This is a genomic window from Nissabacter archeti, from assembly GCF_018257325.1.
Lineage (GTDB): Bacteria > Pseudomonadota > Gammaproteobacteria > Enterobacterales > Enterobacteriaceae > Chimaeribacter > Chimaeribacter arupi.
The window spans coordinates 92,903-119,243 of sequence record NZ_JAERKB010000014.1; the positions used below are offsets into that span (position 1 = coordinate 92,903).

The window sequence follows — 26,341 nt, forward strand, 5'->3', positions numbered from 1 at the left end:
GGCGTGAAGACCGCCTATTCCATGAAGAAAAGGCTACACGTCACCGGCGTTGTCTTTTTCCACCGCGTCATAGATGCGTTCCAGCATATCCGGGAAGGCAGACTGGATGCGGCTCCAGCTCGGGATAAACGGTTTTTCGCTTGGCGTGTCCGTGAAGGCGGCACCCGCTTCCATGATCGCGTTGGAGAACATCTCCACGGCGGACTCTTCGCTGTGACGGTCAAACGTCAGGCCGTTCATGCGCGCGTCGTGGTCGAAGTCATCGATCATATCCAGTGCGGTGCGGTAGTAGGTGGCACGCAGCACGCGGAAGGATTCGCTGGTGATCGGCACGCCCAGGATCGCCAGTTTACGGTAGAGCGCTTTGGTGATGTCGATACTCATGCGTTGCAGGCCGGCCGTGGCATCATCTTCTGACATCGGCTGGTGCTTGTGGTCATAGTTATCGGCAATATCCACCTGGCAGATGCGCTTGGTGGAGGTGGTGCGGTGCAGCTCAGAGAGCACGCCGATCTCCAGGCCCCAGTCACTCGGGATACGCAGGTCATTCAGCACATGGGTGCGCATCGCGAACTCGCCGGAGAGCGGGTAACGGTAGCTGCGCAGGTACTCCAGGAAGTCTGAGCGGCCGTACACGCGCTCCAGCGATTTCAGCAGCGGGTAAACCAGCAGGCGGCCCACGCGGCCGTTCAGTTTGCCGTTGGCCACACGCGCGTAATACCCCTTACAGAAGTCGTAATGGAAGTTCGGGTTGGCGATCGGGTACATCATGCGCGCCAGCATCTCACGGTTATAGGTGACAATGTCACAATCGTGCAGGCCGACGGCGGTGGTGCGGCGGGAGGCGAGGGTATACCCCACGCAGAACCAGACGTTACGGCCTTTGCCCGGCTCCTGCGGGGAGAGGCCCTCTTTCGCCAGCTCCTCATCCAGCGCTTTCAGGCGCGGGCCGTCATTCCACAGGATGCGGTGGCGCTGCGGCAGGCGGCTGAAGAACTCGCGGGCAAACAGGAACTGGTCACGGTCAGCGCGATCCAGGCCGATGACAATCTCTTCCAGGTAGTTCACTTTGCACAGCTCATCCACGATGTGCGTCAGCGCCGGGCCTTCCAGCTCAGAGAACAGGGAAGGCAGGATCAGCCCCATGGAACGTCGCCCGGAGAACACCTGAAGATCGTACTCCAGCTCCTCCAGCTTACGGCGGGAAAAGTTATGGAAGTTGGTAATCACACCGTCCTGATAAAAATCACTCATAAACGCTCCACTTTTAGAATTAATAAACGTATTGGGACTGTTGCCGCGCCCGGAGGGCGGCGTGTGGCGCCCTGGTGGGTGCCGGTATTCCCTTACCCAAAACACAGTGACTGCAAAACATGTCCTGAAAAAACCGTAAAAACCCCTGAAAACGCGCCGCCTCAGGCAGGCGCTTTCTTCTTGATAAAATAGTCCAGCCCCTGTTTCCAGCCCTGCGGGCCGTACAGCGTGGTACGGAAAACGCTGTCGCTGTCGTCATGTTTCAGCGGCATCGGCTGGTCATGGTGCCCGCGGATCACGACCGCGCGGTCCACCGCATCCAGCATGGAGAGGTCATTCGGCCCATCGCCCAGGCCGATAGTCACCATGGCGTGGCCGCGCTGGCGGCGGTACTCCCCGGCCAGCCACTGCACTGCCTGGCCTTTGCTGACGCCCGCGCCCATCACATGCCAGAAGCGGCCGCCACGGGTCAGCGTCAGGCCCTCCTGGTTGAGGTAGGTTTCAAAGCGCGCCAAATCACGCTCGCTGCCGAACCACACCAGCGGCTCAGAGCCTTCGCGCGTCATCGCCAGTTGCGCCTCATCAACCGGTAACCCGGTCCAGTCCGCCACCTGGGCGGCATTGACGTCACCGAATCCACGGCACTCAAAATCATAGCGCAGCCGCAGCGCATCGATGATTTTTCGGATTTCGCCATACTCCGCACCAAACACTTTGCGCGGCCAGGCGAGGTGATCACGCCAGCTCTCCGGCAGCGCTATCACCGCGCCGTTCTCGGCGATAAACGGCACATCGGTGAGGTTCAGCGCCTTTTGCAGTTCCGTCACTTCCGCAGCAGTCTTGCTGGTGGTGATCACCACCGGAATCTGATGTGCCGCCAGATAGTCCAGCCAGCCCTGCGCAGGCTTCCAGCTGTAATCGTCATGATCCAGCAGGGAGCCGTCCAAATCGGTGAAAATAAGCAGTGAATTATCCAGATACGGCATTGTCATTCCCCAAAGCGTGGTACAGATCGCGCATCGCCGATCCCTCTGCGCGCCGTAAACCGGGGGCGTCTGGCCTCCCGGCGCGGCGCTTTTCTGTCACAGTGACGGTATGGCCTGTTAAAAGTATATACGCTATTCAGACAGGCAATGGTTAAGCTGTAAACAGACAAATTCTGAATGTTATCATTGCTGTTTTTTACATCAGCCAGACTATCGTTTTGCCATAAGCCGCAACCGGCAGATAAACCACGGTGCTAAGCGCAATCCGGGCAGCGATCAACGGCAGATGCCGAAGCCGCGCATCCCGAGGTGAAAGTGGTTGGCGTGGGCGGCGTTGTAGTCCGGCCCGAGGGTATTGCCGAAAAAACGGCAGCTCTGGCTGAACACCTGATGCAGGTAGCCGGCGGTGGGGGTCGCCTGCGGCCACTGTTTCAGCACGCTGATGCTGCGCCCGTCCGCCAGGCGGAAGCCTGCGACATCCAGCGCTTCGGCGGTGGCGTGTTCGCTCAGCCGCGCATGTTCCCGGTGGTAGATATTGCGGCAGGCGTAACTGCCGAGGTGGTCAATGCGCGTCAGGCGGCTGCCGAGCAGCTGTTCGGCCTGCGGCGCGGCGGCCTGATTGATGAACATCGCACTGCTGAGCGCCAGCGGGCAACTGGCCAGAAAGCTGCTGCTCAGGGCCACGTTCCCGAAACGGGTGACGCGCACCGGCGCGGGTAACGGGCATTGGCCGCCGAGCGGCGCAGGCCGGGTAAAGCTGATGCGGCCGCGCTCGCGCGCCTGCGTCAGCACCTGCAAACAGGCGGCCGGGTCATTTTGCAGGCGGCGCAGTTTATAGCGGGTCACAAAGGTGGGCGGGTCATCGACCGTCAGCGGCACAAACGGGTTATAGCCGGGCGGGATCTGCGCCATGATCCACGGCCGCCAGTCCGGGTACAGCCGCGGCACGGCGATCGCGGCCGCGGCCAGCACCCCCAACACCGCCACCCATTTCATGCCTCGTCCCATTTTGCTGCTCCCTGAAGTGGCCCGGTGTTGAGTATAGCCGCTTGCAGCCTCCCGGTTTCCTGCCGGCAACATCATGGCTACAATACTCCCCAGGAGGAAACCAGAATGAGTGATGAAGATGACCTGTTCAGTCAGGAGATGGCGGATGTCACACCGCTGTCAGAGAAGCGCAGTGTGGTTTACCTCAAAAGCAGCAGCCCGGCCGAACGCCGTGAGGCGGAAGAGGCACGCCTGAAGGCGCTGGATAACCCGCTGACCCAGGGTTTTCTGGACATTATCGCGTTGGATGAGCCGCTGGATTATAAAGATCCCGGCGTGCAACAGGGCGTGCTGGACAAGCTGCGCAAAGGCAAATACCCCACGCAGGCCACCCTGAACCTGCTGCGAAAGCCGGTGGCGGAGTGCCGCCAGATGCTGTTTGACTTCTACCTCAGCGCGCAGGAGAACCAGTGGCGAACCTTACTGATTGTGCATGGCCGCGGGCGCGACGCCAACAGCCATGCCAATATCATCCGCAGTTATGTCGCCAAATGGCTGAAACAGCTCGACCAGGTGCAGGCGTATTGTGAGGCGCAGAAACAGGATGGCGGCGCCGGGGCGTGCTACGTGGTGCTGAAAAAATCGGCACAGGCGAAGCAACACAACTGGGAGCGGCACGCCAAACACAGCCGCTGACCCACAAAAACCGGCCGCTGCGCCGGTTTTTTTCGCGTTGTTGAGCCGGGGTTGCTGCAATTGCCCGCCCGATTTGGTGAAATCAGCGCCTGAATTTTTTTGCCGGACACTGCGTTATGCCATTCCCTTTTTCCCGTTGTTCCTCTTTCCCCGCGCTGGGGCTGCTGGCCGCCGCACTGATGCTGGCCGGGTGTGACACGCCCCCCGCTGACCCCGGCATGGTGATTGAGGGCAAGATCATGGGCACCGTTTACCGCGTCAGCCTGGCGGGGGTCGATGAGGCCCGGCGTCCGGCGCTGGCGCGCGATATCCTGAAGGTACTGAACACCGACGACCAGGAAATTTCTACCTATAAGCCGGACTCGGTGCTGTCACGCTTTAACCGTTACCAGGGCAGTGCGCCGCAGCCCATCAGTGCCGACATGGCGGATGTGCTGGTCACCTCACTGCGGATCGGTACCCTGACGCAGGGCGCGATGGACATCACCGTCGGCCCGCTGGTGAACCTGTGGGGCTTCGGGCCGGACAAGCAGCCGGTCAGCACGCCGGATGAGGCGCAGATTGCGGCGGCCAGGCAAAACGTCGGCTTGCAGCACCTGACGGTGACCGCACGGGCTGACGGCCAGTGGCTGCAAAAAGACCGGCCGGGGCTGTATGTGGATCTCTCCACCGTGGGCGAGGGCTACGCCACGGATCATCTGGCGCGGCTGATGGAGCAACAGGGCATCAACAACTATCTGGTGTCGGTGGGCGGCGCGGTGCTGTCACGCGGCCATAATGCGCAGGGCAGGCCGTGGCAGGTGGCGATCCAGAAACCCACTGACCGGGAGAACGCCGTCCAGGCGATTGTGGATTTGCAGGGTCACGGCATCAGCACTTCCGGCAGCTACCGCAACTACTACGAGCTGGACGGCAAACGGCTTTCCCACGTCATCGACCCGGCCACCGGCCACCCGATTCATCATAAACTGGTTTCCGCCACGGTGATCGCCCCGACGGCCACGCTGGCCGATGCCTGGGACACCGGGCTGATGGTGCTCGGCACCGACAACGCGCTGGCGCTGGCGAAACAGCAGCAGTTGGCGGTCTACCTGATCACCCGTGAGGGCGACCATTTCGCCCATTACATGTCCCCGCAGTTCAAAACCTTCCTGGTCGAACAGGAAAAGTAACCCTTTCCGGCGCGCTAACCGTGGCGCGCCAGCCAGTTTTTCAGGTGCAGCGCGTCACTGTAGTGCGCGTAGCGGTTTTTCCCGCCCATGATCACCATTAACACCGGTTTGCCGTGGATAAGCGTCCGCACCACCATGCAGTGGCCCGCCTCGTTGGTGAAGCCGGTTTTTTGCAGCTGGATGCGCCAGTGGTGGTTATGGATAAGCCCATTGGAGCTGTGGTAGACCAGCCGCCCGTGGCCGGGGTACACCACCTCACCTTTATCCGTCGAGAAACGGCGGATCAGCGGGAAGTGCCAGGCGGCGCGCGCCATCCGGGCCACATCCTGCGCGGAGGCGACATTGCGCGGCGACAGGCCGGTCGGGTCAACAAAGTGGCTGTGGCGCATCCCGAGCTGCCGCGCCTTGCGGTTCATCTGCCGCAGGAAGCCGGGACGCCCGCCCGGCGCATAACGGCTGAGCGCCGCCGCCGCCCGGTTCTCCGAGGACATCAGCGCAATGTGCAGCATATCGCGGCGTGACAGCACCGACCCGACCGTGAGGCGCGAGTGGGTCTTCTTCAGCAGATCCCGGTCCGTGGGTTTAACGTGGATGCGGGTGGTCAGCGGGCGCTTTCCCTCCAGTACCACCATCGCCGTCATCAGTTTGGTCAGGGAGGCCAGCGGGTAGGCGCGGGCGCTGTTTTTGCTGTACAGCACCCGGCCGGTCACCGCATTGACCACATACACCGAGCGCGATTGCAGGCGCGGTTTCCGGGCAGCAGCCACGGCCGGTGAAGGCGGCAACAGCAAAAAGACGAGCAGCGGGCACAGGGTGAACAGCAGGGAAACACGGCGGAGCAGCAGGGAAAAAAGCATGGGGGGCAACATCACCATCAGGTCAGCAGGAAATAACAGAACAGGCAAGTGGCTCATTCATAAGGAAAATACGCAATAAATCAGGCCGGGACAGTCTGCGGGGCAATTATGGAGAAAAAGTGGATACGGCGGCCCTTCCTGTCTACCGCAGGTAAGGGAGTATGTAGAAATCTTTCCGTTGCCCGCCGGAGGGCAGAAAATGAGGCAATGCAGCCGTCATGCCGGCAAAAAAACGTGACGGTGTCACGTAACGTTGCCGGCAGACAGGGGGCTTGTCCCGTACAGCATGGCCGGGACAACAGCAGCAGAAGAGCGGAGAACCAGGTTGAACACAAGGGGAGCGGCCCTGAGCAAGCGGTTAACGCATTAACATTGTCTCAGTGGCCGCTTTATTGAGAAAACAGGTAGAGGTCTTCATCTGATCAAACAAAAGGTTAAGTCACTCGCCTGCAAGGGGCGCAGGGGGAGTCAGGGGGCGGCTGTTCATCATGATGCGGTTTATCATGACGCTATTCATCGTGTAAAAACTGGCTCACCAGCGTTGCCTGCAACGTCAGCATCGCCTGTTCTGCATGGCGCATGTGATCGGTGGTTATCCGGTATACCTGACAGCCATCCTGAGCCTGCAACGCGGTGATTAATTGGCGTTGCCATTCAATGCCTTGATGGCGGGCCACCGGCTGGGAAAGCAGGTAAATGTCTTTACAGATCGCCAGCTCTTTCAGCAGGCGTTGCAGAAAACGGCACATAAACGCCAGCAGGCTGTTATCAGAGTAACCGGCCACCAGCGAGTGGAAATCCAGCTCCGCCATGCGTTGCCGCCAGCGTTCGTCATCGTCGGCAGGTTCATGGTCATACACCGCGATCAGCTCGTTTAACCGGGCGAACCCCGCCTCATCAATCCGGCCGATGGCGCTTACGGCCACCAGGGGTTCCAGTGCCTTACGCAGGGCATAGATATCCGAGATAGAGATATTTTTTCCGAACAGGTAGTTGGAGAGGAGGCTCATGGCGCGGGATTCAGACATGGTTTCAATGAAGGCGCCGCCGCCGGGGCCGGTGCGGGTGCGTATCAGCCCTTGCGCTTCCAGCGATTTTAATGCCTCGCGTACCGTGCTTTTCCCGGCGGCGAACTGGTTTATCAGGTCTTTTTCCTGTGGCAGGCGATCGCCCGGCCCCAGGTTTTGTTCAATGATGTTGTCTTTAATCGCGTGGGCGATTTCATCTGTGCGTTTACGCCGAACCACGTCTGGTTTGTCGTCGTGTTCTGTCATCTATAGTTCCTTTAAGATAAACCCATGCCGGACAGCAGGGGTCAACATAACCCGGTTACACACCTGGGTATCACCATTTTTTCCGGTACACGGAAAAAGCATTCTCCTGGGGCATGCGTCGCTGCCCGTCTGAAATGCGCATGACATGCGCCAAAAGGGCCGGTAAAACCGGGCCGGAAAATCAACAATGGAATGTGTTCGCAATGGCAATGCCGGACATCACCGATGAAAGGAAAAACACGCAAATGTGGGTCCGGAAAAGGCGGGGGTTTCCCAGGCCATTTTGCGCAAGCCTGCCCACACAGTGGTTCGACAAAGCAGCAAAACACATGCTAAGCATGATGAACTATTTTTATGACAATAATTAGCCGCAAGCTGCACTTTTAACACAAAGGTGTGATTAATTGCACAATAAACCAACAATAAAATGAGGTTTTGCTAACCATTCGTGGCGTGGGTATTTATAATGACAAATAGATTATCGCCAGGGAACGTTCCCATCCTGGTAAGGCCAGAGAGGGAAAAAACGCCCTGATCACCGCAGGCAGCCGGGGAGGCTGCCGGGCAGCATAGGCAGGAAAGCATGACATTTTCTATCGTGGCCCGGGACGAAGCGACCGGGGAGCTGGGCGTGGCCGTCGCCGCCGGGCAACCGGCCATTGGCGCACTGGTGCCGCACGGGTTTTCACAGATTGGGGTACTCGCCAGCCAGGGGTTGCCCAACCCGCTTTACGGCCCGCAAGGGTTGGCGCAACTGGGTTCGGGGGTCAACGCTGCCTGCACGCTGGAGCGGTTGCTCAACGCTGACAAGGCGCGGGCAGGGCGGCAACTGATTATTCTGGATCGGTTCGGCCGTACTGCCGCCTGGACAGGCGCGGACTGCGACGGGTACGCCGGGCATTTGCGGGCTGATCAGGTCGCCGTGGCCGGCAGTTTCCTGGCCGGGCACGGGGTATTACAGGGGATGATGAACAGCTGGCTGAAATCGCAGGGCAAGCCGCTGGCGAAAAGGCTGATGCTGGCGCTGCTGGCGGGTGAACATGCCGGCGGCGACGTCCGCGGCATCCACGCGGCCGCGCTGCGGGTTTACGGCGAGCGCCGTTACCCCGATCTGGACCTGCGGGTAGACTGGTGTGAGACGGCGCTGGTGAACCTGAAAGCCGCCCTGAAACAGGTGCAGTCCGCCTCCCACACCGCCTTTCTGCGCCGTCTGCCGGTACGCTGAGCGGCCTGCCGGCGGCGGGTTACAGCTCCACAATCGGCAGTTTGCCGCGGATGATTGGCCCACAGAGAATTTTGTAGCCGTCACTGTCGAAGCTTTTGGCCGTGGCTTTCAGGCGCGGCGCATCGGCCAGATCCTCCACTGACCCCAGGTAGAACCAGTTATGGATGATATGGTACTGCTTCATACCCGGCCGCTCCTCCACTAACGCAATCGCGCCCTGATAGGGCCAGCAGACCACCTGCACCGAGGCCAGCGCATCCAGCAGCCGCTGGTTATGCGCCTCCACCGTCTCTTTCCCGCAGCAGGCCCCGGCACAGCGCCCCAGGCTGGCGCGGAAACAGGCGCGCCCGGCGCGGGTCGCTTCCAGCCCAAGCAGGCCGTGGCACAGCTTGTGGTTATCTGCCAGCGTCAGCAACGTCTGCTGGGCGGCGCGGCGGCTGGAATACAGCCCATACAGCCCCGGCGCGTGGGAGAAGTCGATCTCTTTGGCATAGACCACGGTGGGTTTGCCGTCGAGCACCTGCAACGAGCAGAGCTGGCGGTTGTGGCGCAGCCGCTTATTGTGCAGCGGCTGTTGCTGCTTGATCATCTGCGCTTCCAGCAGCAGCGCGCCCACTTCTCCGGCCGTGGGAATAAAGGTGATATGGCGCGACTGGCGCAGCATCCGTGCTTCCTCTACCGTACGCAGGTGCGACAACACCCGGCTGCGGATGTTGACACTTTTGCCGATGTAGAGCGGCATTACGTCGCTGTCACCGTGGAACACATAAACGCCGGGGCACTTCGGCAGGGCGTCCAGGGAATCACGCAGATGTTCGGGGTATTGGTAAATTGCCGCCGGTTCAAACTCGAGCCGGTGGGTGGAAGCACGTCTGGCCAAAACATTCACTCCATCACTGTAATTATATCCAGCCTACCAGAAGCGATACGATTGAGAAAGTCTGTATAAGATTTGTCCCGCACTAAGAGGCGGCCCGGACGGGGCTGCCGGCCGCGGGAGCGCGGCGGATAGTCTATCCTACCTGTAAGCGCGGTGCGCCCTGCCTGCGCCCGCCCGGAAAGATGCGTGTTCCGCCTGCGCCGGCAGGCCATGCCGTGAGGAGAAACTATGTCGTTGATTATTATGGAACAACCGGAACAGACCGTGTATGGCGTCCGGGTCGTCGGCCCCTATGAACGCACCATCCCGCTGGGGTTTACCCAGCTCACCCGCTGGCGCAAAGCGCGCAACATCACCGGCGGTGACATCATGACCCTCTACCTCGACAATCCGCTGACGGTGGCGCAGGAGACGCTGCGGGCTGACGTGGTGTTCACGTTTGAAGAGGGCATGACACTGCCGCCGCCGGAGCAGATGACGCGCGGCAACGTGCGCATTACCGAGCAGGTGATCCCCGGCGGTATTTATGCCATGTGGCGCACCCGGGTCTTCAAGACCGATTTTGTGAAGGCGTGGCGGGAGTTTTATGAGCAGCGCCTGCTGGAGAGTGAATACCGCCCCTGCCTCGGCGCCTGCTATGAACGCTACCTGAACGAGGGCGCGGAAGCAGACTATTTCGATATTGAAATCCACCAGACGGTGTGCCTGCGCGCCTCGCTGGAATCCGGGGCGGTGCTGCCCGCGCCGGACAGGCGTTGATCCCCCACCGGGCATAATGCTGAAAACCGGCGCTGCCCGGTTGCCTGCCTGCCGGGGATCGGGCAGATTAAGGGGAAATCTGCGGCTGTATACCGGATTACCCCCCGTTACCCCCGGCAAAAGACAGGTATGTATTTATGCGCCACTATCGCCCGGTCGAGAACCGGCATTTCAGATCATTGCGGATTAAAGATAAGCGCATCAGCGGGTTGGGCTTCTACCAGTGTACCTTTGAAGGGTGCGACTTTTCCTCGCTGGCGCTCACCGGCTGCATGTTCGAGCAGTGCGAGTTTATCAATTGCAGCCTGGCCAACCTCACGCACCAGCAGCTGTCGGTGCTGTCGGTGCGTTTTCAGTCGTGCAAAGTGCTCGGCATCGAGTGGGCAAGCCTCAATATCCCGCTCGCGTTCTGTATGACCGGCTGCAAGCTTATCTACAACACCTTCCATGGCAACAGCCTGCCGGAGATTGAGTTCTCCCACTGCAACCTGATCGACACCCAGTTCTCCCGCTGTGACCTGCGCAAAAGCAACTTCACCGGCAGCGAGTTCATCCACACCACGTTTGAACACTGCTGCCTGAACGGGGCCAACTTCCTCGACAGCGAAGGGCTGGTGCTGGACGCCGAAAGCAACGCCATCACCGAGGTCTCCTTGCCGCTGGACGCGGCGCTGGGGCTGTTGCAGAAGTACCGCCTCACGATCCGTTAACCCTGCCGCCCACGCACCGTTACTCCGCGCCGGGCAGGGTCAGCTGTTGCCGGGCGTTGAAGAAGGTGCGGCAGGCGAGGTAACCGGCGATGATCGCCGCCAGGCTGGCGGTGGAGAGCAGCATAAACGTCACCATGATCTGGTATTTGATCGCCATCACCGGATCAACCCCGGCAAAAATCAGCCCGGACATCATGCCCGGCAGGCTCACCAGCCCCACGGTTTTCGCCGCGTCCACGGTCGGGATCATCGCCGCGCGGAGGCTGCCGCGCAGGATGGCGCGGGCGGACTGGCGCGGTGTGGCCCCGAGGCTCAGCATCTCCAGCACCTGTTGCTGCTGGTCATGGAAGCGCCGGCGGAGCTGGGTGTAGCAGAGGCCCACCGCGACCATCGCGTTACCGGCGATCATGCCGGTGATGGGGATCACCTGCATCGGCAGGAAAGCAATCGCCCCGCTGGCGAGCAGCAGCGCGAGCGTCAGCCCGGTCGCCACCCCGATGGCGGCAAAAGAAATGGTGAACGCGTGCGGCAGGTTGCGGCTGCGTTTGCGCGCATTGAGCGCCGCGTTGAAACAGATAAACAGCACCATCAACAGCGTCAGCCAGGTGTTATCCAGCGCAAAAAGGGTCTTCAGCACATAGCCGACCAGCACCAGTTGCACCACCGCGCGTAAGCTGCTCCAGAGCATCTCTTTTTCCAGCCCGAGCTGCTCACGGCGGCTCACCAGCAGGGCAACCAGCACCAGCCCCAGCGCCATCATCAATGCGCTGTTGGTTATCGCAGGGTGGGTCATGGTGCCTCCCCGGCCGTCAGGCGCTGGTTCTCCAGCCACAGCACCCGGTCAGCATGGCGTGCTTCCTGCCGGTCGTGGCTTATCCACACCACGGCGGTCACGTGCTGACGCGTCTCGCGGCGCAAAAAGGTGCCGACCCGCTGTTTGTTTTCGTCGTCCAGCGCGCTGGTGACTTCGTCAAGCAGCAGCACCTGCGGCATACATTGCAGGTTACGCAGCAGCGCCACCCGCTGTTTTTCACCGCCGGAGAGCGCGGAGACCGGTTTCGCCAGCATCGTTTCCGGCAGGGCCACCCCGGCCAGCCCGGCCCGGATCCGCTCTTCATCCACCGGCAGCCCGCGGATCAGGTAAGGGAACGCCAGATTGTCCCGCACGGTGTCGCCGAACAGGTGCGGTGACTGGAAACCGTAAGACACCTGCTGCCGGTAGGCGGCCGGCTCCCGCGCGGCGATATCCTGCCCGTTAAACAGGATGCGGCCGCTGTCCGGTGTCAGCAGGGCGGCCATCAGCTTCAGCAGGGTACTTTTGCCGCTGCCGGAGGGGCCGCGCAGCATCACCCATTCACCGGGTGCCAGTGAAAAGGAGAGGGCCTGAAGCAGGGGACGATCGTTAAGGCGGTAACTGACGTCAATCAGTTGCAGCAATGCGGGGGGAACAGCCATGCAGACTCCTGTCGCCGGCAGCCGCTGCCACGGCTGCCGCTGAATAAAGGGCGACAGCATAGCGAATATTCCGCCTTTACGCTGCCGGCCTGCCGGGCCTTTTTTAGGGAAAGGGCGTTATGCCGGTCAGTGATAGCGTACCTGTTCCGGCTCCCGCGCCATGATCACCTTGCCGTGGCGGATCGAGAGGCGCACCCTGGCCTGCCGGCGCAGCACCTCGTAATCATTTTCGGCCTCCAGCACCACAAGATTGGCCGGGCGGCCCACCGCCAGCCCGTAGCGTTCACCGAGGTGCATCACTTTCGCGCTGTGGCCGGTCACGAAATCCAGGCAGCGTTGCAGATCCTCATAGCCCATCATATGGCAGATGTGCAGCCCGGCATCCAGCACCCGCAAAATGTTGCCGTTGCCGAGCGGATACCACGGATCTTTGATCGAGTCCTGGGCGAAACAGACGTTCAGCCCGGCGCGGTCCAGTTCCGCCACGCGGGTGACGCCGCGCCGTTTCGGGAAGCTGTCGAAACGCCCCTGTAAGTGGATGCTTTCCGTCGGGCAGGAGACAAAATTCAGCCCGGCCAGCCCCAGCAGGCGGAACAGTTTCGCGCAGTAGGCGTTGTCATACGAGCCCATCGCCACCGTATGGCTGGCAGTGACGCGCTCACCCATGCCGCGCGCCCGCGTCTGCTCCGCCAGCACCTCCAGGAAACGTGACTGCGCATCGTCGGTTTCGTCACAGTGCACATCCACCAGCGCGTCATGCCGCTCTGCCAGATCCATCAGAAAGCCCAGGGAACTGACGCCCTGTTCGCGGGTGTGTTCATAGTGCGGGATGCCGCCAACCACATCCGCGCCCATCGCCATCGCGGTTTCCATCAGTTTCCGCCCGTCCGGGAACGACTCAATGCCCTCCTGCGGAAACGCCACGATCTGGAGATCCACCCGGTCGCGCGCCTCGTCACGCACCTCCAGCAGCGCCTTCAGCGCGGTCAGCGCCGGAGAGGTGACGTCCACATGGGTGCGCACATGCTGGATACCGTGATCGCGCAGCAGATCCAGCGTGGCGTGGGCGCGCTGTTTCACATCCTGATGCGAGAGCGTGGCTTTGCGCTCTGCCCAGCGCGCAATGCCCTCAAACAGCGTGCCGCTCATGTTCCAGGCCGGCTCCCCGGCGGTCAGCGCCGCATCAAGATGGATGTGCGGCTCCACCAGCGGCGGGATAACCAGTTGCCCGGCGGCGTCCAGCGCGTCCGGGTGCGGGGGCAGTGAGCCGGGTTGGGCATCAATGGCGGTCAGCACGCCCTGTCCGGCGCAGAGGGTAAACAGGCCGCTGCGGTGGCGCAGCCGGGCATTGATCAGTTTCATCGGATCTCCTTCTACAAGGCAGATAACACGAAAGGGGGAGGCCGGCCCGGCAGCGCGGGCGGCAAGACGGTTTTAATGCACCGCTTTCACAGAGTATGGCAATTTCATTTTAAATTTTTTCACAATGTTCTATAGCTTAATAGGCATGTTACAAAAAAGTTACTTACAAAATACCTGTTATCGTAACGGCCGGACGATCCAGAGAGATCGCCGGTGAGAGGGGGGGATGTATGGACGTGGATCTGTATGAGGTAAATGCCTTCAGTAACCGGCCGCTGGGCGGTAACCCGATGGGGGTGGTGTTACTGGAAGAGTGGCTGCCGTCCCACACACTCCAGGGCATGGCAAGCCAGACGATGACACCGGTCACCGCGTTTGTGGTGCGGCGCGGCAAGGTATGTGAAATCCGCTGCTTTACCGCCTGGCGGGAGCTGGCGCTCAACGGCAGCGCGGTGCTGGCGTCTGCCGCCGTGATCATGGACTTTTATGACCGGCACCAGCGGCGGGTCACGTTTATCCATTCGCGGGGTGAGGCGGAAGTGTGGCGGCAGGAAGGGCGGTTGCATCTGGATTTGCCGCAGTGGCGGCTGCGCCCGCGTGCCGACAGCGCGCCGGTGCTGGCGGCGCTGGGGGTCGCACAGGGGGAAGTGTGGCAGGGGCGCGATCTGGTGGTGGTGCTGGAGAGCCGGGAACAAGTCGCGGCGCTGAAGCCCGATTTTATCCGGCTGGCGCGGCTGCCGGCGGCGCTGGTGGTGGTGACCGCCGCCGATCAGGACAGCGGCTATGTGCTGCGCGCGTTCAGCCCCTCTACCGGAGTCTGTGAAGATGCCGCCACCGCCACGGCGCACTGTGCGCTGGCCCCGTTCTGGGCGGCCCGGCTGGGCAAAAGCCAGTTACAGGCCGAGCAGCTCTCGTCACGCCGGGCGAACTTTACCTGTGAACTGCTGGGCAACCGGGTGGTGATTGAAAGCCAGGTGTTGCAGGTGCGCCATAAATTATTGACCCTCCCGCGTGAAATGACCCAACCCTCTTCGCTGTAACCCTGCACTGTTTCTGCCCCAGCTTACCCGTCGTTAATCACGGCGGGTAATGTTATTGCGCTAATTGTTTGTGAACCTAATTGTTTGTGAGCCTAATCGTTCGTTGGGTTAATTCTCTGCCTGCCGCCAAAAACAGGCCGTTATATTCCCGCTGGAAAAAAATAAAATCAGGCACTTTCTTTACGGTGACAACTCGCTGACACGCGTGCGCCTCATCACATTGATGTTTTACTTTTTCTGGAACAGATAACAGGGCACGGGAAATAAGGCATATCTCCCTGAAGCCGTCAAATTCATCCTGACGGGCAGGGTGTTAGCATCCTCACACTCCTGATCAATTTTTTTCAGCCTGCCTGTAACACCCTGACATGAATCTGCACTAAAGAGGTGCAGTGCACCAAAATACAGCAAGCCTATAGACAAAAAAACACAATATTCAGCACGTTAGCGCATAAGGTGTGATTTACATTTGGTTACATTCATTTTCATGAAAATGACATATCTGTGGTTATTTTTTCATTTTAACTTTTTGTGCTTAGTGTTATGGTTTCTTCCGCTTACCGTCAGACGTATTTTGAAATACGCTGATCTTAATAAAAGCCAATAAAGAAAAATGCCGGCAGCCAGTTCACCGAATATGGCAGGGCGCCCTGTTACCTGAAAAAAGAATTACCTTAAAACATACTCTGAAAAAGCATTACCTGAAAACGAATTATCTAAAAATAGTTATCTGAAACAGTCTCTGAAAAAAGAGAACGGCTTCGTATAACCAAAAAACAAGATCTGATAAACGCAGTCTTTAAATCAAGGAAACGCAAATAATGATGAAGCGCAGTCTCCTGGCCCTGGCGGTCTCCTTTATTGCCGCCTCAGGCGTAGCCCACGCGGCCGAGATTTATAATAAAGACGGAAATAAACTCGATTTATATGGCCGTGTGGCGGCGAAATATGTGTTCACTGACAACGCCAACGCTGACGGCACCTACGTGCGTTTTGGCTTCAAGGGCGAAACACAAATCACTGAGCAGCTGATCGGCTATGGCCAGTGGGAATATAACGTCCAGGCCAATAACTCTGAGGGCAGCGATGCCCAAAACGGCAATAAAACCCGCCTGGGCTTTGCCGGTTTGAAATTCGGCGAATACGGTTCCTTTGACTACGGCCGCAACTACGGCGTGGTGTATGACGCCGAAGCCTATACCGACATGCTGCCGGAATATGGCGGCGACTCCTACTCCCAGACCGACAACTACATGACCGCGCGCTCCTCGGGCCTCGCGACTTACCGTAACCGTGACTTCTTTGGCCTGGTGGAAGGGCTGAACTTTGCGGTGCAATACCAGGGCAAAAATGACCGCGACAACACCGCGGATGAAGGGCGCGGCAACGGCGACGGCTATGGCTTCTCGGTGGATTATCAGGACATCGGCGGCTCCGGCATCGGCGTGGCGGCGGCGTACTCCAACGCCAACCGTACCGCCAACCAGAAGAATTCCGTGGTGGGCGGCGGTGACCGCGCTGAAGCCTGGACCGGTGCGGTGAAATATGACGCCAACCAGGTTTACCTGGCGGCGATGTACGCGGAAACCCGCAACACCACCCGCATTTCCGGTGAAACGGATGCCGGTGTGGCCATCAGCGGCTACGCCAACCGTACCCAGAACGTGGAAGCGGTGGCGCAGTACCAGTTCCTGAACGGCCTGCGTCCTTCCGTGGCGTATGTGCAGTCCTGGGGCAAAGAGATTGACGGCGTGGGCGATGCCGACCTGGTGAAATATGTGGAAGTGGGCGTGACCTATTACCTCAACAAGAACATGTACACCTACGTGGACTACCAGATTAACCTGCTGGATGAGGACAACGCGCTGGGCCTGGGCACCGATAACGTGGTGGCCGTTAACCTGACTTACCGTTTCTGATCCCCCATACCCTCTTTTCCCTTTCCTGTGTCGCAGTGGGGAAACAGCAAAGCGGAGCCGGTTGGCTCCGCTTTTTTTATGGCCGCGCCCGGTGTAAGGGGCGGCAGGAAACAGGTTATACCAGGCGGGAACGATCCCTGCCGCGGGCGCGGCAGGGCCGTCAGGTCAGACGGCTTTATCCAGCGGCGTGTTGCCGTGGGGGGCTATCGACTCACGCTTCACCGATTGCACCGGGATGCGGGCCACGCTGTTCTCCTGCGTTTCCTGCGACTCCTCTTTGAGCATCTTGATCAGCAATTCCACGGCGGTGCGCCCCAGTTCGCCGGCATTCTGGCGGATGGTGGAGAGGCGCGGGGTAATGAGTTCCGCGTAGTTGGCATCATCGAACCCGACGATCGACATATCCTGCGGGGCGCTGAGCTTATGCGCGCGCAGCCCGTCCAGCAGGCCGAGCGCCAGGTAGTCACTGCCGGCAAAAATCGCCGTGGGCGGCTCCGGCAGCGCCAGCAGGCTGTCCAGCGCGTGCTGGCCGAATTCACGGGTGTAATCCCCGAACAGCACCAGCTCCGGCAGATAGGGCAGGTTGGCCTCCGCCAGTGCCTGCCGGAAGCCCTCATGGCGTTCACGCACGCTCATCAGTTCACCCGGCCCGCCGACATACGCGACGCGCTGGTGCCCGGCCTCGATCAGCTGCTGTGCCGCCAGCCGCCCGCCGGTCACGTTGTCGGCGAAGACTTTCGGCACGTCCGCACCGGGGATGTCCTCATCGATCAGCACGATGTTGCTTTGCCCCTGCAATTCGGCCAGCAGCGCGCCGTTGTCCGGCCGGTTGGTGGCAAACAGCAGGCCATCCACCTGGCGGGTATCCAGCCAGCGGATAAACTGCACCTCTTTTTCCAGATTGTTGCGCGTGACGCACAGCACCAGGCTGTACTGATGGGCGGAAGCCGCCGCTTCAGCCGCCTCAGCCAGCTCAGCAAAGAAGGGGTTACTGATTTCTGGCAGAACCAGCCCGATGGTTTCACTGCCGCCCTTGCTCAGGCGGCGTGCCAGGCTGTTACCACGGTAATTCAATGTGCTGATGGCATCCTCAATCCTTTGTGTGGTCTGTTGCGGCAGCACGATACTGTTATTCAAATATCGTGACACCGTGGCTTTTGATAAGCCGGCCAGACGAGCCACATCCGATAGAACCACCCGTTTATTCGCCATAAAAGTTCACTCTGTCAGCGGGTTATTGTGAATTGCTACCCTTATTGTTAGCACAAAATCCTATTTGGTTTAATACTATCTGCTCCTACCACTGACTTATACAACCAGAGGGGGGGTTGTATAAGCTACTCCTAAGGGCAAACGGTTTCGCACCAGGCTGCCGTACAGGCCATGCGGCATCTGCCCTGCGGCCGGGCAGCTCAATATTTAACCTCATTAATCCCCAGTAAGTGTAAAGATTTCGTTAAACCTCTGTTTAAGAATAACCGCAGAAGAATAGTGTCCGCTACTGAAAACGTTTCAAGCAGCAATAGGGCATTACGCCTCTTTTTGCGGGATCACCGAAATTTTGCCGTTGGTTTCCAGAATCGCATATTTTATCTGGCTGGCCTGCTCCAGCCCCTGTTCCTGACGCGCCACTTCCATCACATCTTCCAGGCTGATGCGCAGCTGCACCATGCGCTTGTCCAGGGTTTTGCCGTTCTCAATCAGGATAATCGGGGAGCCGTCCAGCAGCAGGTCAGCCGCCGGCACCTTGTCTTTGAGCATGGAAAGCAGAATATCGATGGCGATCAGGGTACCGATGGTAATAAAGGCACCAAACAGCGAGAAATCATCACCCAGCAGCGCCTGTTGGGTCGCCTCACTGATGATCAGCAACAGGATAAAGTCGAATGAGGTCATCTGGAGGATCGTGCGCCGCCCGGCAATTTTGAACACCAGCATCAGAAAGAGGTACATACAGGCAGCACGCAGCACCATATCCATGAGTTTCAGCTCCTCTTAAGGGTAGACAAGTTGGGAGAACCGTAACGGCGGGTGGCCGCTAAGGCGCGCCTCACTGTGGTAGTGGCCGAAGGATTTCGGCTGCACCGTGAGGTAAAGGGCCGTGGACGCAGAGGCGGAAGAGGTCGGCAGGGTGATAATCATGCCTTGATCGGTGGTCACCATCTGCGCCGTCTGCGGCTGTACCGCGACGATCTCATAGTTATTGACAAAATCCCCGCCGAGCTGCACCACCGCCGGGGTGCGCCCCTGCGGCCACACATGCAGCACCAGCTGGATTTCCGATTGCTGGCGGGCGAAGCGGTCATACTTGATCTGCACCGTGCGGTCCGGGTTGGTGTCCACACGGTCACTCAGCCAGCCATTGGAGAACACCCCCAGCAGCGCCGCCGCGATAAAACTGAACAACAGCAGGTAGCCGAGCTTTTCCAGGAACAAGGCCCGGCGCAGCCAGCGCATATTCTCCCTGACCGGGTAATGGCGGCTGGTGAACTCATCTTGCGGTGGAGAGGCCATAGATAACTCCCGTCAATTGAAGGTGTTATAAGCGTAGCTCAGGTCAGGCAGCGCGGCAGGAAAAGCGCGGGGCGTGGGGGGAAGGGCACAAAAAAACGGCCGGCAAACGCCGGCCGTTGGGGAGAACCGTACGGAATTACAGTTTGCGATGGTCAGCGGTCACGGCACGCGGCTGGGTGCGACGGCCCCATGCCCCGGCAGCCCCGGCAACCACACCACCGATAATCAGCATAAAGAAGCCATACCAGCTCGCTTTGGAGATGCCGTCAGCCGCCACGTCAGCCGCTTCACGCGCTTTCTGTTCAGCCTGGCCTTTCAGCTCCTGGTATTTCTGGTAAGCCTGGGCGTAAGACTGCTGGGCGCGCTGCACAATCTGGTCTACTTCCTGGTCAGATTTGCCGGTACGGGCCTTGATGATGTTTTTCAGGGCATCCACGTCCGCAGCCTGCAGGGTGCTTTCACCACGGCCCATCACGCCGGTCAGCCACTGGTTCAGTGCCTGATCAGGGGCCTGGGCGGTGTTGGTTGCCTGGTTCTGGGCGGTATTGGCTTCGGTATTGGCCTGCTGTTCCAGGTTTTCCGGTTGCAGTTCCGGCTTACCGGTCTGGCGCAAGGTGGTTTCCAGCTCGCCTTGCAGGTCATCCAGGTTGATGTTGGCCTGTTGCAGCTGGTCTTTGATCATCTGGGTCGCTTGCGGGGTGACATTAGAGATGCCGCTGCCCACGGCACGCAGGCCGGAACCGGCCACATTCACCGCACCACCGACGGCGCTGGTGAACACGGTCAGCACCAGGTAGGTGCACACCAGCGTATTCACGCCCCACACCAGCAGGCCGTGCAGCATCCCTTCACGTTGTGCCAGGCGGCCGGCAACATACCCGCCGACAGCACAGGAGATCAGGATCGTGGCGACCATCCAGATTGCCGCACCGGTACTTAACCCACTGAACGGATTGCCCTCTTGTAATGGATCAATGGTCGAGGCCCCAATCGCGGTCCCCAGCATGGAAAGCAGCAGGTACGCCACCATGGATAAGATCACGCCCGCAAACACCGCGCTCCATGAAATCCGTTTCAACGGCGTCAGCGTGGCATTTGCCGTGCGGTTGTCCGTGATGACGTTGGCATCATAGTTGGTCATGTCATGTTCCTCGCAAATTTTCCGTCAGATTACCCAGAATCAGGGTATGAACTCCTCATGGCGACCCGGTAGCACTGGCGTCTGGCTGTCCGGCCACGGCCGGTACACAGGAGGTTGGTTCTGAAAAATTATCCTCGCCCCGGGTGCCGTTTTTTCATGCAATTACAGCGTTAAGCGTAGTCAGGAACAGGGCTTATGCCATTGTGGGAAAAGCAAAATCCCGGAGATTTGCATTATCGGCACCATAAGATGCTGATTGTTAAACGATGAAAAATAATAAATATTCCAAAAATGTGAGGAACTTAACAGTCTTGGTAAATAGCCTATGAAAACCGTTATTTCCGTCACAGAAACGCGATGGCGCGGCAGCATTTCGCTGCCTGGCGAGGCGCAACGGCAGGCACCTGCCTGCGCCTGTACCGGTGCGCCGCCGGCCGGGCGGGCAACCGGTTAACGCCGCTTATACCGCAGCCCGGTTGCCGGGCCGCCCGCCACGGCGTACCCGGCCGGTGGCCCGGTGCCAACGGAGGATCCCGCGCCGGTGGGTGATATAGTGCAGGCTGTGCGCGTTATCACACGGCTAACCCGGAGAGACTTATGGAAAAAATCACGGCGGCCCGGCCGGGCATCCACCTGCGCGATCTGTCGCTGTCAGCAGTGATTGCCGGTTTTGTGGCGGTGCTGGTGGGGTACACCAGCTCGGCGGCGATCATCTTTCAGGCGGCCGCCGCCGCAGGGGCCACCCCGGTGCAGATCGGCGGCTGGCTGAGTATGCTGGGGCTGGCGATGGGCCTCTCGTCGCTCGGGCTGTCACTCTGGTACCGCATCCCGGTGCTGACCGCCTGGTCAACCCCCGGCGCGGCACTGCTGGCCACCAGCCTGCCGGGCACCAGCCTGAATGAGACGATTGGCCTGTTCCTGTTCGCCAATGCGCTGATCCTGTTGTGCGGCGTCACCGGGCTGTTTGCCCGGCTGATGAACATCATCCCGCCGGCAATCGCCGGGGCGATGCTGGCCGGCATTCTGTTGCGTTTCGGCCTGGAGGCCTTTGGCGCCCTCCAGGGCTCCCCGGTGCTGGCAGGGGCGATGTGCGCGGCCTATTTCCTCGCCCGGCGCTGGCTGCCGCGCTTTGCGGTGTTGCTGGCCCTGGCGGCCGGGCTGGCCGTGGCCGCCGGGCAGGGCGCGCTGGCGTTTACCGGGCTGGAGACCGCCTGGGTCATGCCGCCGTTTATCCGCCCCGAATTCACCCTCCATGCGCTGGTCGGCATCGGCATCCCCTATTTTGTGGTGACGATGGCATCGCAGAATGCGCCGGGGATCGCCACGCTCCAGGCGGCCGGCTACCGGGTGCCGGTGTCTGTGCTGATTAGCGTGACCGCATTGCTGGCGCTGCTGCTGTCACCGTTTGGCGGCTTTTCCGTCTGCATCGCGGCGATCACGGCCGCCATCTGCATGGGGCCGGACGTCCACCCCGACCCGGCGCGCCGCTATATGGCGGCCGTGGCAGCGGGCGGCTTTTACCTGCTGGCCGGGCTGTTCGGCGGGGCAATCGGCCAGCTGTTCAGCGCGCTGCCCCCGGCGCTGATCCACACCATCGCCGGGCTGGCACTGCTCGGCACGCTCTCCGGCAGTTTGTTCCGCGCCTTGCAGGAAGAGAAAGAACGCGATGCGGCGATCGTCACCTTTCTGATCACCGCCTCCGGGCTGACGCTGTTCGGCGTCGGCGCCGCGTTCTGGGGGCTGGTGGGCGGCGTGCTGGTCTGGCTGCTGCTCAGCCGCCGCTGATCCTGCCGGGCGGTGGCCGCCGCCCGGTTTCCCCTGAACCACGCCTGCCCTGAAACGTTCGGTAACGGTTCTCCGCGTCCTGCCCGTGGCAGATAGCCTGCCGTCCTCTACGCTTATAAACAAACCCGTTAATCAGGCAGTTAGCCTGAGCGTTTGTTTTTTTCAGCCCTTAGTTGGCATTCCCGATACCCGTGACAGGAGCAGTGTTGAATGAGCGAGGCACTCTGTACCATTACCTATGACGGCATGAAGCTCACCGGCAAAGCTGACCAGCCGCTGATCGATTTCCTGCAAGAGCAAGGCGTTACCTTGCCGCATGTCTGTTACCACCGGGCGCTGACCCCGCTGCAAACCTGTGACGTCTGCTGGGTGGAGGTGGATGATGAGCTGGTGCGCGGCTGCACCCTGCGCACCCGCGACGGCCTGGCCATCAAGGCGAAAACACCGGAGGCCCATGCGGCGCAGCATGAGGGGATGGACCGCATCCTCGCCAAGCATGAGCTCTATTGCACGGTGTGTGAGCACAACACCGGCGACTGCACACTGCATAACACCATGGTGGATATGCACATCCCGATCCAGCGCTACGAATACAAGCGCAAACCTTACGTCAAAGATCACTCCAACCCGTTCTACACCTACGACCCGGACCAGTGCATTTTGTGCGGTCGCTGCGTGGAGGCGTGCCAGAACGTTGAGGTCAACGAGACGCTGAGCATCGACTACAGCATGGCGCACCCGCGGGTATTGTGGGACGGCGGCACCACCATCGCCGGGTCGAGCTGTGTCAGTTGCGGCCACTGCGTTACCGTCTGCCCCTGTAATGCGTTGCTGGAAACCAGTATGCAGCCGGACGCCGGGCCGCTGACCAACATGGACCAGCCGCTGAAGCGCAACCTGATTGACGCGGTAAAAGCGATTGAGAACACCACCGGCGCGGAGATCATCAGCGGCATTTCAGTGATTGACGCACACTGGCGGCAGCCGGAGATCAAACGCACCAAAACCGTCTGCACCTATTGCGGCGTCGGGTGCAGCTTCGAGATGTGGACGCGCGATCGCGAAATTTTAAAAGTGCAGCCGGTGGCCGAAGCCCCGGCCAACGGCATCTCCACCTGCGTGAAGGGCAAATTCTCCTGGGATTTCGTCAACAGCAAAGAGCGCCTGACCATGCCGCTGATCCGTGAGAACGGCAAGTTCCGCGAGGCGAGCTGGGACGAGGCGCTGGACAAGGTGGCGCAGAAGCTGCTGGAGATCCGCAATATCCACGGGCCGGACAGCATCGGCTTTATCGGCTCCAGCAAGGGCAGTAATGAGGAAGCCTACCTGACGCAGAAGATCGCCCGGCTGATCATCGGCACCAACAGCGTGGACAACTCATCGCGTTACTGCCAGAACCCGGCCACGGAAGGGCTGTTTCGCACCGTGGGCTACGGCGGTGACGCAGGCAGCATCAGCGATCTTGAGCAGGCGGAACTGATCGTGATCGTCGGCAGCAACACCGCCGAGAACCACCCGGTGATCGCCGCCAAAATCAAGGCGGCGCGCAAGCACCACGGCCATAAGCTGCTGGTGGTAGACCCGCGCAAACATGAGATGGCCGAGCGGGCCGATCTCTACCTGCGCCCTACGCCGGGCACCGATCTGGTGTGGGCCAGCGCGCTCAGCCGCTATATGTTTGACCACCAGCTGGCGGATGACGCCTTCCTGGCGCAGCAGGTCAATGGGGTGGAAGACTACCGCCGATCGCTGGCGCCGTTTACCCTGGACTACGCCGCAGAGATGACCGGCATTGCGCAGGCCGACCTGGTGGCCGCCGCCGAGATGATTGGCCGGGCGAAATCGGTGTGCATCCTGTGGGCGATGGGCATCACCCAGCACAGCCACGGCGCGGACACCAGCACCGCGCTCTCCAACCTGTTGCTGGTCACCGGCAACTATGGCCGCCCCGGCACCGGCGGCTACCCGATGCGCGGCCACAATAATGTGCAGGGCGCCAGTGATTTCGGCTGCCTTGCCAACCAGTACCCCGGCTATGAGAAAGTCACCGACCCCGAAGTGCGCGCCAAATGGGCGAAAGCGTGGGGCGTGGCCCCGGAGGCGCTCTCCGGCCAGGTGGGCGAGGACAATTTCAAAATGGTGCAGGCGGCCCATCAGGGCAAACTCCGGGCGATGTACATCACCGGCGAAGAGACGGCGTTTGCGGATGCGGACGCCGCCAACGTGCATGACGGTTTCAGCAAGCTCGATTTCATGGTGGTGCAGGACATCTTCTTCAGCCGCACCGCCCAGTTTGCCGACGTGGTGCTGCCGGGCTGCCCGAGCGTGGAGAAAGAGGGCACCTACGTCAACACCGAGCGGCGCATCCAGCGCTTTTATGAGGTGATGCCGCCGCTGGGCGACAGCCGCCCGGACTGGTGGATCTTCACCGAGCTGGCGAAACGCATGGGGCATGACTGGGGCTACACCCATCCGTCGCAGATTATGGACGAGGTGGCCTCGATTGCCGGGATCTTTGCCGGAGTGAACTACGCGCGGCTCGAGGGCTGGGCCTCGCTGCAATGGCCGGTGGCGGCGGACGGCACCGACACACCGCTGCTTTATACCCAGGGGTTCCACACCGATGACGGCAAAGCCAGGCTCTACCCACTCACCTTCAAGGCCCCGGCGGAACAGCCGGACGCCGACTATCCTTATACGCTGAATAACGGGCGGTTACTGGAGATGTTCCAGGGCAATAACCAGACCGGACGGGTCGCGGGCATCCGCTGGCTGGTGCCGCACTGGTTTGTCGAGGTCAGCCCGGAACTGGCTGCCCGGCTCGGCATCACGTCCGGCCAGTGGCTGAAAGTCACCTCGCGGCGGGATTCGCTTGAGGTGCCGGCGCTGGTCACAGACCGGGTGCAGGGCAACAGCCTGTTCCTGCCGATCCACCAGGGCAAAGACGGGGTGAACAAGCTCACCGGCGAGCACCATGACCCGGACGTCAACACCCCGGCGTATAAAGAGGTGGCGGTGCAGCTGGAGGTGCTGGCGCGCCCGGCTGCCTCGGTGCCGCTGCCCGACCACAATTTCCGTTATGGCCACCGCACGCCGCTCAGCCACGTGCCGGTGGAGCAGAAGTGGGCGCAGGACGACTACGTCGCGATCCCGCTGAAATCCCCCAACCCGGAGAGATTCTGATGGCCGAACCGATTGACCATGATGTCACCCCACCCAAAATCGGGCTGGATGCGTTTGAGGAGTTACACAAGCTGGTGCACACGCTGCATCACCACGGCGTGCTGCGGTTCGCCAATGATGTGGTGGCCGCCAATAACCAGATTGCCGGCGTGCTGGCGCAGGGGCTGAACAAGCCCGGCACACTGAACGCGGTGCAAAACCTGTCAGTGCTGATGATGGCGCTGTCGAGCATTCCGCCGGAAACCTTCTATAAAGTGGTGTTTGCCTTAAAAGACGGGCTGGAGGCGGTCGGGCGGCCGCAGCCGGAAGAGGGCAGTAAAAAAGAGGCGCCGGGGATCACGGGGGTTTACCACTTACTGAACGATGAGAGCCTGTGGCGGGCGGTAACGCCGCTGCTGAACGGCCTGCGGGCGTTTGCAGCGGGGATGGAGAGGGAGGTGGATAAGCCGATTTCGTCGTTCAGTGGGAAGGAGAGTGATGCTTGATGGTTAGCCGCCGCACTCACGGGCATTATGCCCGTTGTATTGGTTTTTAAAGGGTAGAGTGGCATGTTTCGGTTGCTCATGGGCACGCGCATAGTGTTACGTTTTGATGAGTGACGTGGCATGTTTCGGTTGTTCATGTGTCGTTATCTGCCTGGCTTTCTGAGCCTCAACCGAGCAGGGCCTGCCGGCGCGCCGGCCCTGCACCCGCGCACTTTCGGTGTTTTGGCTGAATCATTGCCCGCTACCGCGGGTGACCCTCATTTCACCTCCGGGCTGATCGGGCCGCCGCAGACACGCTCCCGGCGTGGCTGCGACTCTCGCACACATCCTTGTGTGCTCGCCCGGCCCTGCGGCTCCACTCGGCAATGATTTTTACGCCCCCACCAGACTGCAAATTTTTTAGTATGTAAGGAAAGAGTAGGGGGGCTTTTGGATTTTTATATTATTTGGCGGCTCTTAATTTTAATGTTATTAATTCAAAGGCTTTGCTTTATAAGAAATAATAAAGAAATTCTTTTTTTTTCGATTTTCAAATAATTGATCGCTATCAACATTTACTTATAAGGTGATTGCAAGTGATGCGCGTCAGGCATAGCATAAATTGCACCTCTGGTTTCAAATAAAAAAGAATCTTATAAGAATAATTTCTGAAGTGAT

General features: G+C 60.2%; 23 protein-coding genes. 10 read left to right on the forward strand and 13 right to left on the reverse strand.

Going from position 1 to position 26,341, the window contains the following annotated elements; all coding sequences use genetic code 11:
• Positions 1-33: 33 nt before the first annotated feature.
• The 3 genes from JK232_RS18725 to JK232_RS18735 form a co-directional block, all read right to left on the reverse strand.
• Positions 34-1,254, reverse strand: a complete 1,221-nt coding sequence (locus tag JK232_RS18725) for a glycosyltransferase family protein (protein ID WP_072929785.1) — start codon at positions 1,252-1,254, stop codon at positions 34-36.
• Between the two features lie 161 nt (positions 1,255-1,415).
• Positions 1,416-2,240 carry a mannosyl-3-phosphoglycerate phosphatase-related protein gene (locus JK232_RS18730; protein WP_072929782.1) on the reverse strand — a complete coding sequence of 275 codons (825 nt, stop codon included), beginning with the start codon at positions 2,238-2,240 and terminating at the stop codon, positions 1,416-1,418.
• A 276-nt stretch (positions 2,241-2,516) separates the two neighbouring features.
• On the reverse strand, positions 2,517-3,248 hold the full coding sequence (locus JK232_RS18735) for an extensin-like domain-containing protein (protein ID WP_241506068.1): 732 nt from the start codon (positions 3,246-3,248) through the stop codon (positions 2,517-2,519).
• A gap of 105 nt (positions 3,249-3,353) precedes the next feature.
• Between JK232_RS18735 and smrA the strand changes: the two genes are divergently transcribed.
• Both smrA and apbE read left to right on the forward strand, forming a co-directional pair.
• Positions 3,354-3,923, forward strand: coding sequence for a DNA endonuclease SmrA (gene smrA, locus JK232_RS18740; RefSeq protein WP_101829303.1), 570 nt, complete (start codon positions 3,354-3,356; stop codon positions 3,921-3,923).
• Positions 3,924-4,039: 116 nt separating this feature from the next.
• Complete coding sequence (gene apbE / locus JK232_RS18745) at positions 4,040-5,095, forward strand: FAD:protein FMN transferase ApbE (protein ID WP_072929776.1); 1,056 nt, start codon at positions 4,040-4,042, stop codon at positions 5,093-5,095.
• Positions 5,096-5,109: 14 nt separating this feature from the next.
• Here the strand turns inward: apbE and JK232_RS18750 are convergent, their stop codons facing one another.
• Complete coding sequence (locus JK232_RS18750; protein WP_212589588.1) at positions 5,110-5,952, reverse strand: serine hydrolase; 843 nt, start codon at positions 5,950-5,952, stop codon at positions 5,110-5,112.
• 509 nt (positions 5,953-6,461) lie between these two features.
• Positions 6,462-7,226: a FadR/GntR family transcriptional regulator gene (locus tag JK232_RS18755; protein WP_072929774.1), complete on the reverse strand. Its 765-nt coding sequence runs from the start codon at positions 7,224-7,226 to the stop codon at positions 6,462-6,464.
• A 583-nt stretch (positions 7,227-7,809) separates the two neighbouring features.
• Between JK232_RS18755 and JK232_RS18760 the strand changes: the two genes are divergently transcribed.
• Entirely contained in the window at positions 7,810-8,451 is a 642-nt protein-coding gene (locus JK232_RS18760; RefSeq protein WP_072929769.1) for a DUF1028 domain-containing protein, read from the forward strand.
• Between the two features lie 19 nt (positions 8,452-8,470).
• Here JK232_RS18760 and cho read toward each other — a convergent pair whose 3' ends face one another.
• A complete protein-coding gene (cho, locus tag JK232_RS18765) occupies positions 8,471-9,331 on the reverse strand; it encodes an excinuclease Cho (RefSeq protein ID WP_072929767.1) in 861 nt (286 codons plus the stop codon).
• 228 nt (positions 9,332-9,559) lie between these two features.
• On the opposite strand from cho, the gene JK232_RS18770 reads away from it, so the two are divergent.
• Positions 9,560-10,090 carry a GyrI-like domain-containing protein gene (locus JK232_RS18770; protein ID WP_072929765.1) on the forward strand — a complete coding sequence of 177 codons (531 nt, stop codon included), beginning with the start codon at positions 9,560-9,562 and terminating at the stop codon, positions 10,088-10,090.
• Between the two features lie 137 nt (positions 10,091-10,227).
• Positions 10,228-10,800: a pentapeptide repeat-containing protein gene (locus tag JK232_RS18775; protein WP_212589572.1), complete on the forward strand. Its 573-nt coding sequence runs from the start codon at positions 10,228-10,230 to the stop codon at positions 10,798-10,800.
• Between the two features lie 19 nt (positions 10,801-10,819).
• Here JK232_RS18775 and fetB read toward each other — a convergent pair whose 3' ends face one another.
• From fetB to codA, 3 genes are all read right to left on the reverse strand, one after another.
• On the reverse strand, positions 10,820-11,593 hold the full coding sequence (gene fetB / locus JK232_RS18780; protein WP_072929761.1) for an iron efflux ABC transporter permease subunit FetB: 774 nt from the start codon (positions 11,591-11,593) through the stop codon (positions 10,820-10,822).
• The gene (gene fetA, locus JK232_RS18785; protein WP_101834107.1) at positions 11,590-12,255 is read right to left on the reverse strand and encodes an iron efflux ABC transporter ATP-binding subunit FetA; all 666 of its coding nucleotides are present in this window, start codon (positions 12,253-12,255) and stop codon (positions 11,590-11,592) included. Before fetA ends, fetB begins: the two co-directional genes overlap by 4 nt.
• Before the next feature lie 126 nt (positions 12,256-12,381).
• Positions 12,382-13,617 carry a cytosine deaminase gene (gene codA, locus JK232_RS18790; protein ID WP_072929757.1) on the reverse strand — a complete coding sequence of 412 codons (1,236 nt, stop codon included), beginning with the start codon at positions 13,615-13,617 and terminating at the stop codon, positions 12,382-12,384.
• 230 nt (positions 13,618-13,847) lie between these two features.
• Here codA and JK232_RS18795 point away from each other — a divergent pair, with 230 nt between their 5' ends.
• Together JK232_RS18795 and JK232_RS18800 are read left to right on the forward strand one after the other, a co-directional pair.
• Entirely contained in the window at positions 13,848-14,657 is an 810-nt protein-coding gene (locus tag JK232_RS18795; protein ID WP_072929754.1) for a PhzF family phenazine biosynthesis protein, read from the forward strand.
• An 821-nt stretch (positions 14,658-15,478) separates the two neighbouring features.
• Positions 15,479-16,576 carry a porin gene (locus JK232_RS18800; protein WP_072929752.1) on the forward strand — a complete coding sequence of 366 codons (1,098 nt, stop codon included), beginning with the start codon at positions 15,479-15,481 and terminating at the stop codon, positions 16,574-16,576.
• A gap of 165 nt (positions 16,577-16,741) precedes the next feature.
• Here the strand turns inward: JK232_RS18800 and JK232_RS18805 are convergent, their stop codons facing one another.
• From JK232_RS18805 to JK232_RS18820, 4 genes are all read right to left on the reverse strand, one after another.
• On the reverse strand, positions 16,742-17,788 hold the full coding sequence (locus JK232_RS18805) for a LacI family DNA-binding transcriptional regulator (RefSeq protein ID WP_072929749.1): 1,047 nt from the start codon (positions 17,786-17,788) through the stop codon (positions 16,742-16,744).
• A gap of 318 nt (positions 17,789-18,106) precedes the next feature.
• Positions 18,107-18,556, reverse strand: coding sequence for a DUF421 domain-containing protein (locus JK232_RS18810; protein WP_072929747.1), 450 nt, complete (start codon positions 18,554-18,556; stop codon positions 18,107-18,109).
• A gap of 15 nt (positions 18,557-18,571) precedes the next feature.
• Positions 18,572-19,090 carry a hypothetical protein gene (locus JK232_RS18815; RefSeq protein WP_072929745.1) on the reverse strand — a complete coding sequence of 173 codons (519 nt, stop codon included), beginning with the start codon at positions 19,088-19,090 and terminating at the stop codon, positions 18,572-18,574.
• Positions 19,091-19,226: 136 nt separating this feature from the next.
• On the reverse strand, positions 19,227-20,231 hold the full coding sequence (locus tag JK232_RS18820; RefSeq protein WP_072929743.1) for a hypothetical protein: 1,005 nt from the start codon (positions 20,229-20,231) through the stop codon (positions 19,227-19,229).
• A gap of 597 nt (positions 20,232-20,828) precedes the next feature.
• Between JK232_RS18820 and JK232_RS18825 the strand changes: the two genes are divergently transcribed.
• From JK232_RS18825 to JK232_RS18835, 3 genes are all read left to right on the forward strand, one after another.
• Positions 20,829-22,016: a benzoate/H(+) symporter BenE family transporter gene (locus JK232_RS18825; protein ID WP_072929741.1), complete on the forward strand. Its 1,188-nt coding sequence runs from the start codon at positions 20,829-20,831 to the stop codon at positions 22,014-22,016.
• A 210-nt stretch (positions 22,017-22,226) separates the two neighbouring features.
• Complete coding sequence (gene fdhF, locus JK232_RS18830; protein WP_101857703.1) at positions 22,227-25,199, forward strand: formate dehydrogenase subunit alpha; 2,973 nt, start codon at positions 22,227-22,229, stop codon at positions 25,197-25,199.
• Positions 25,199-25,684 carry a helical membrane plugin domain-containing protein gene (locus JK232_RS18835; RefSeq protein ID WP_072929737.1) on the forward strand — a complete coding sequence of 162 codons (486 nt, stop codon included), beginning with the start codon at positions 25,199-25,201 and terminating at the stop codon, positions 25,682-25,684. Before fdhF ends, JK232_RS18835 begins: the two co-directional genes overlap by 1 nt.
• Positions 25,685-26,341: the final 657 nt, after the last annotated feature.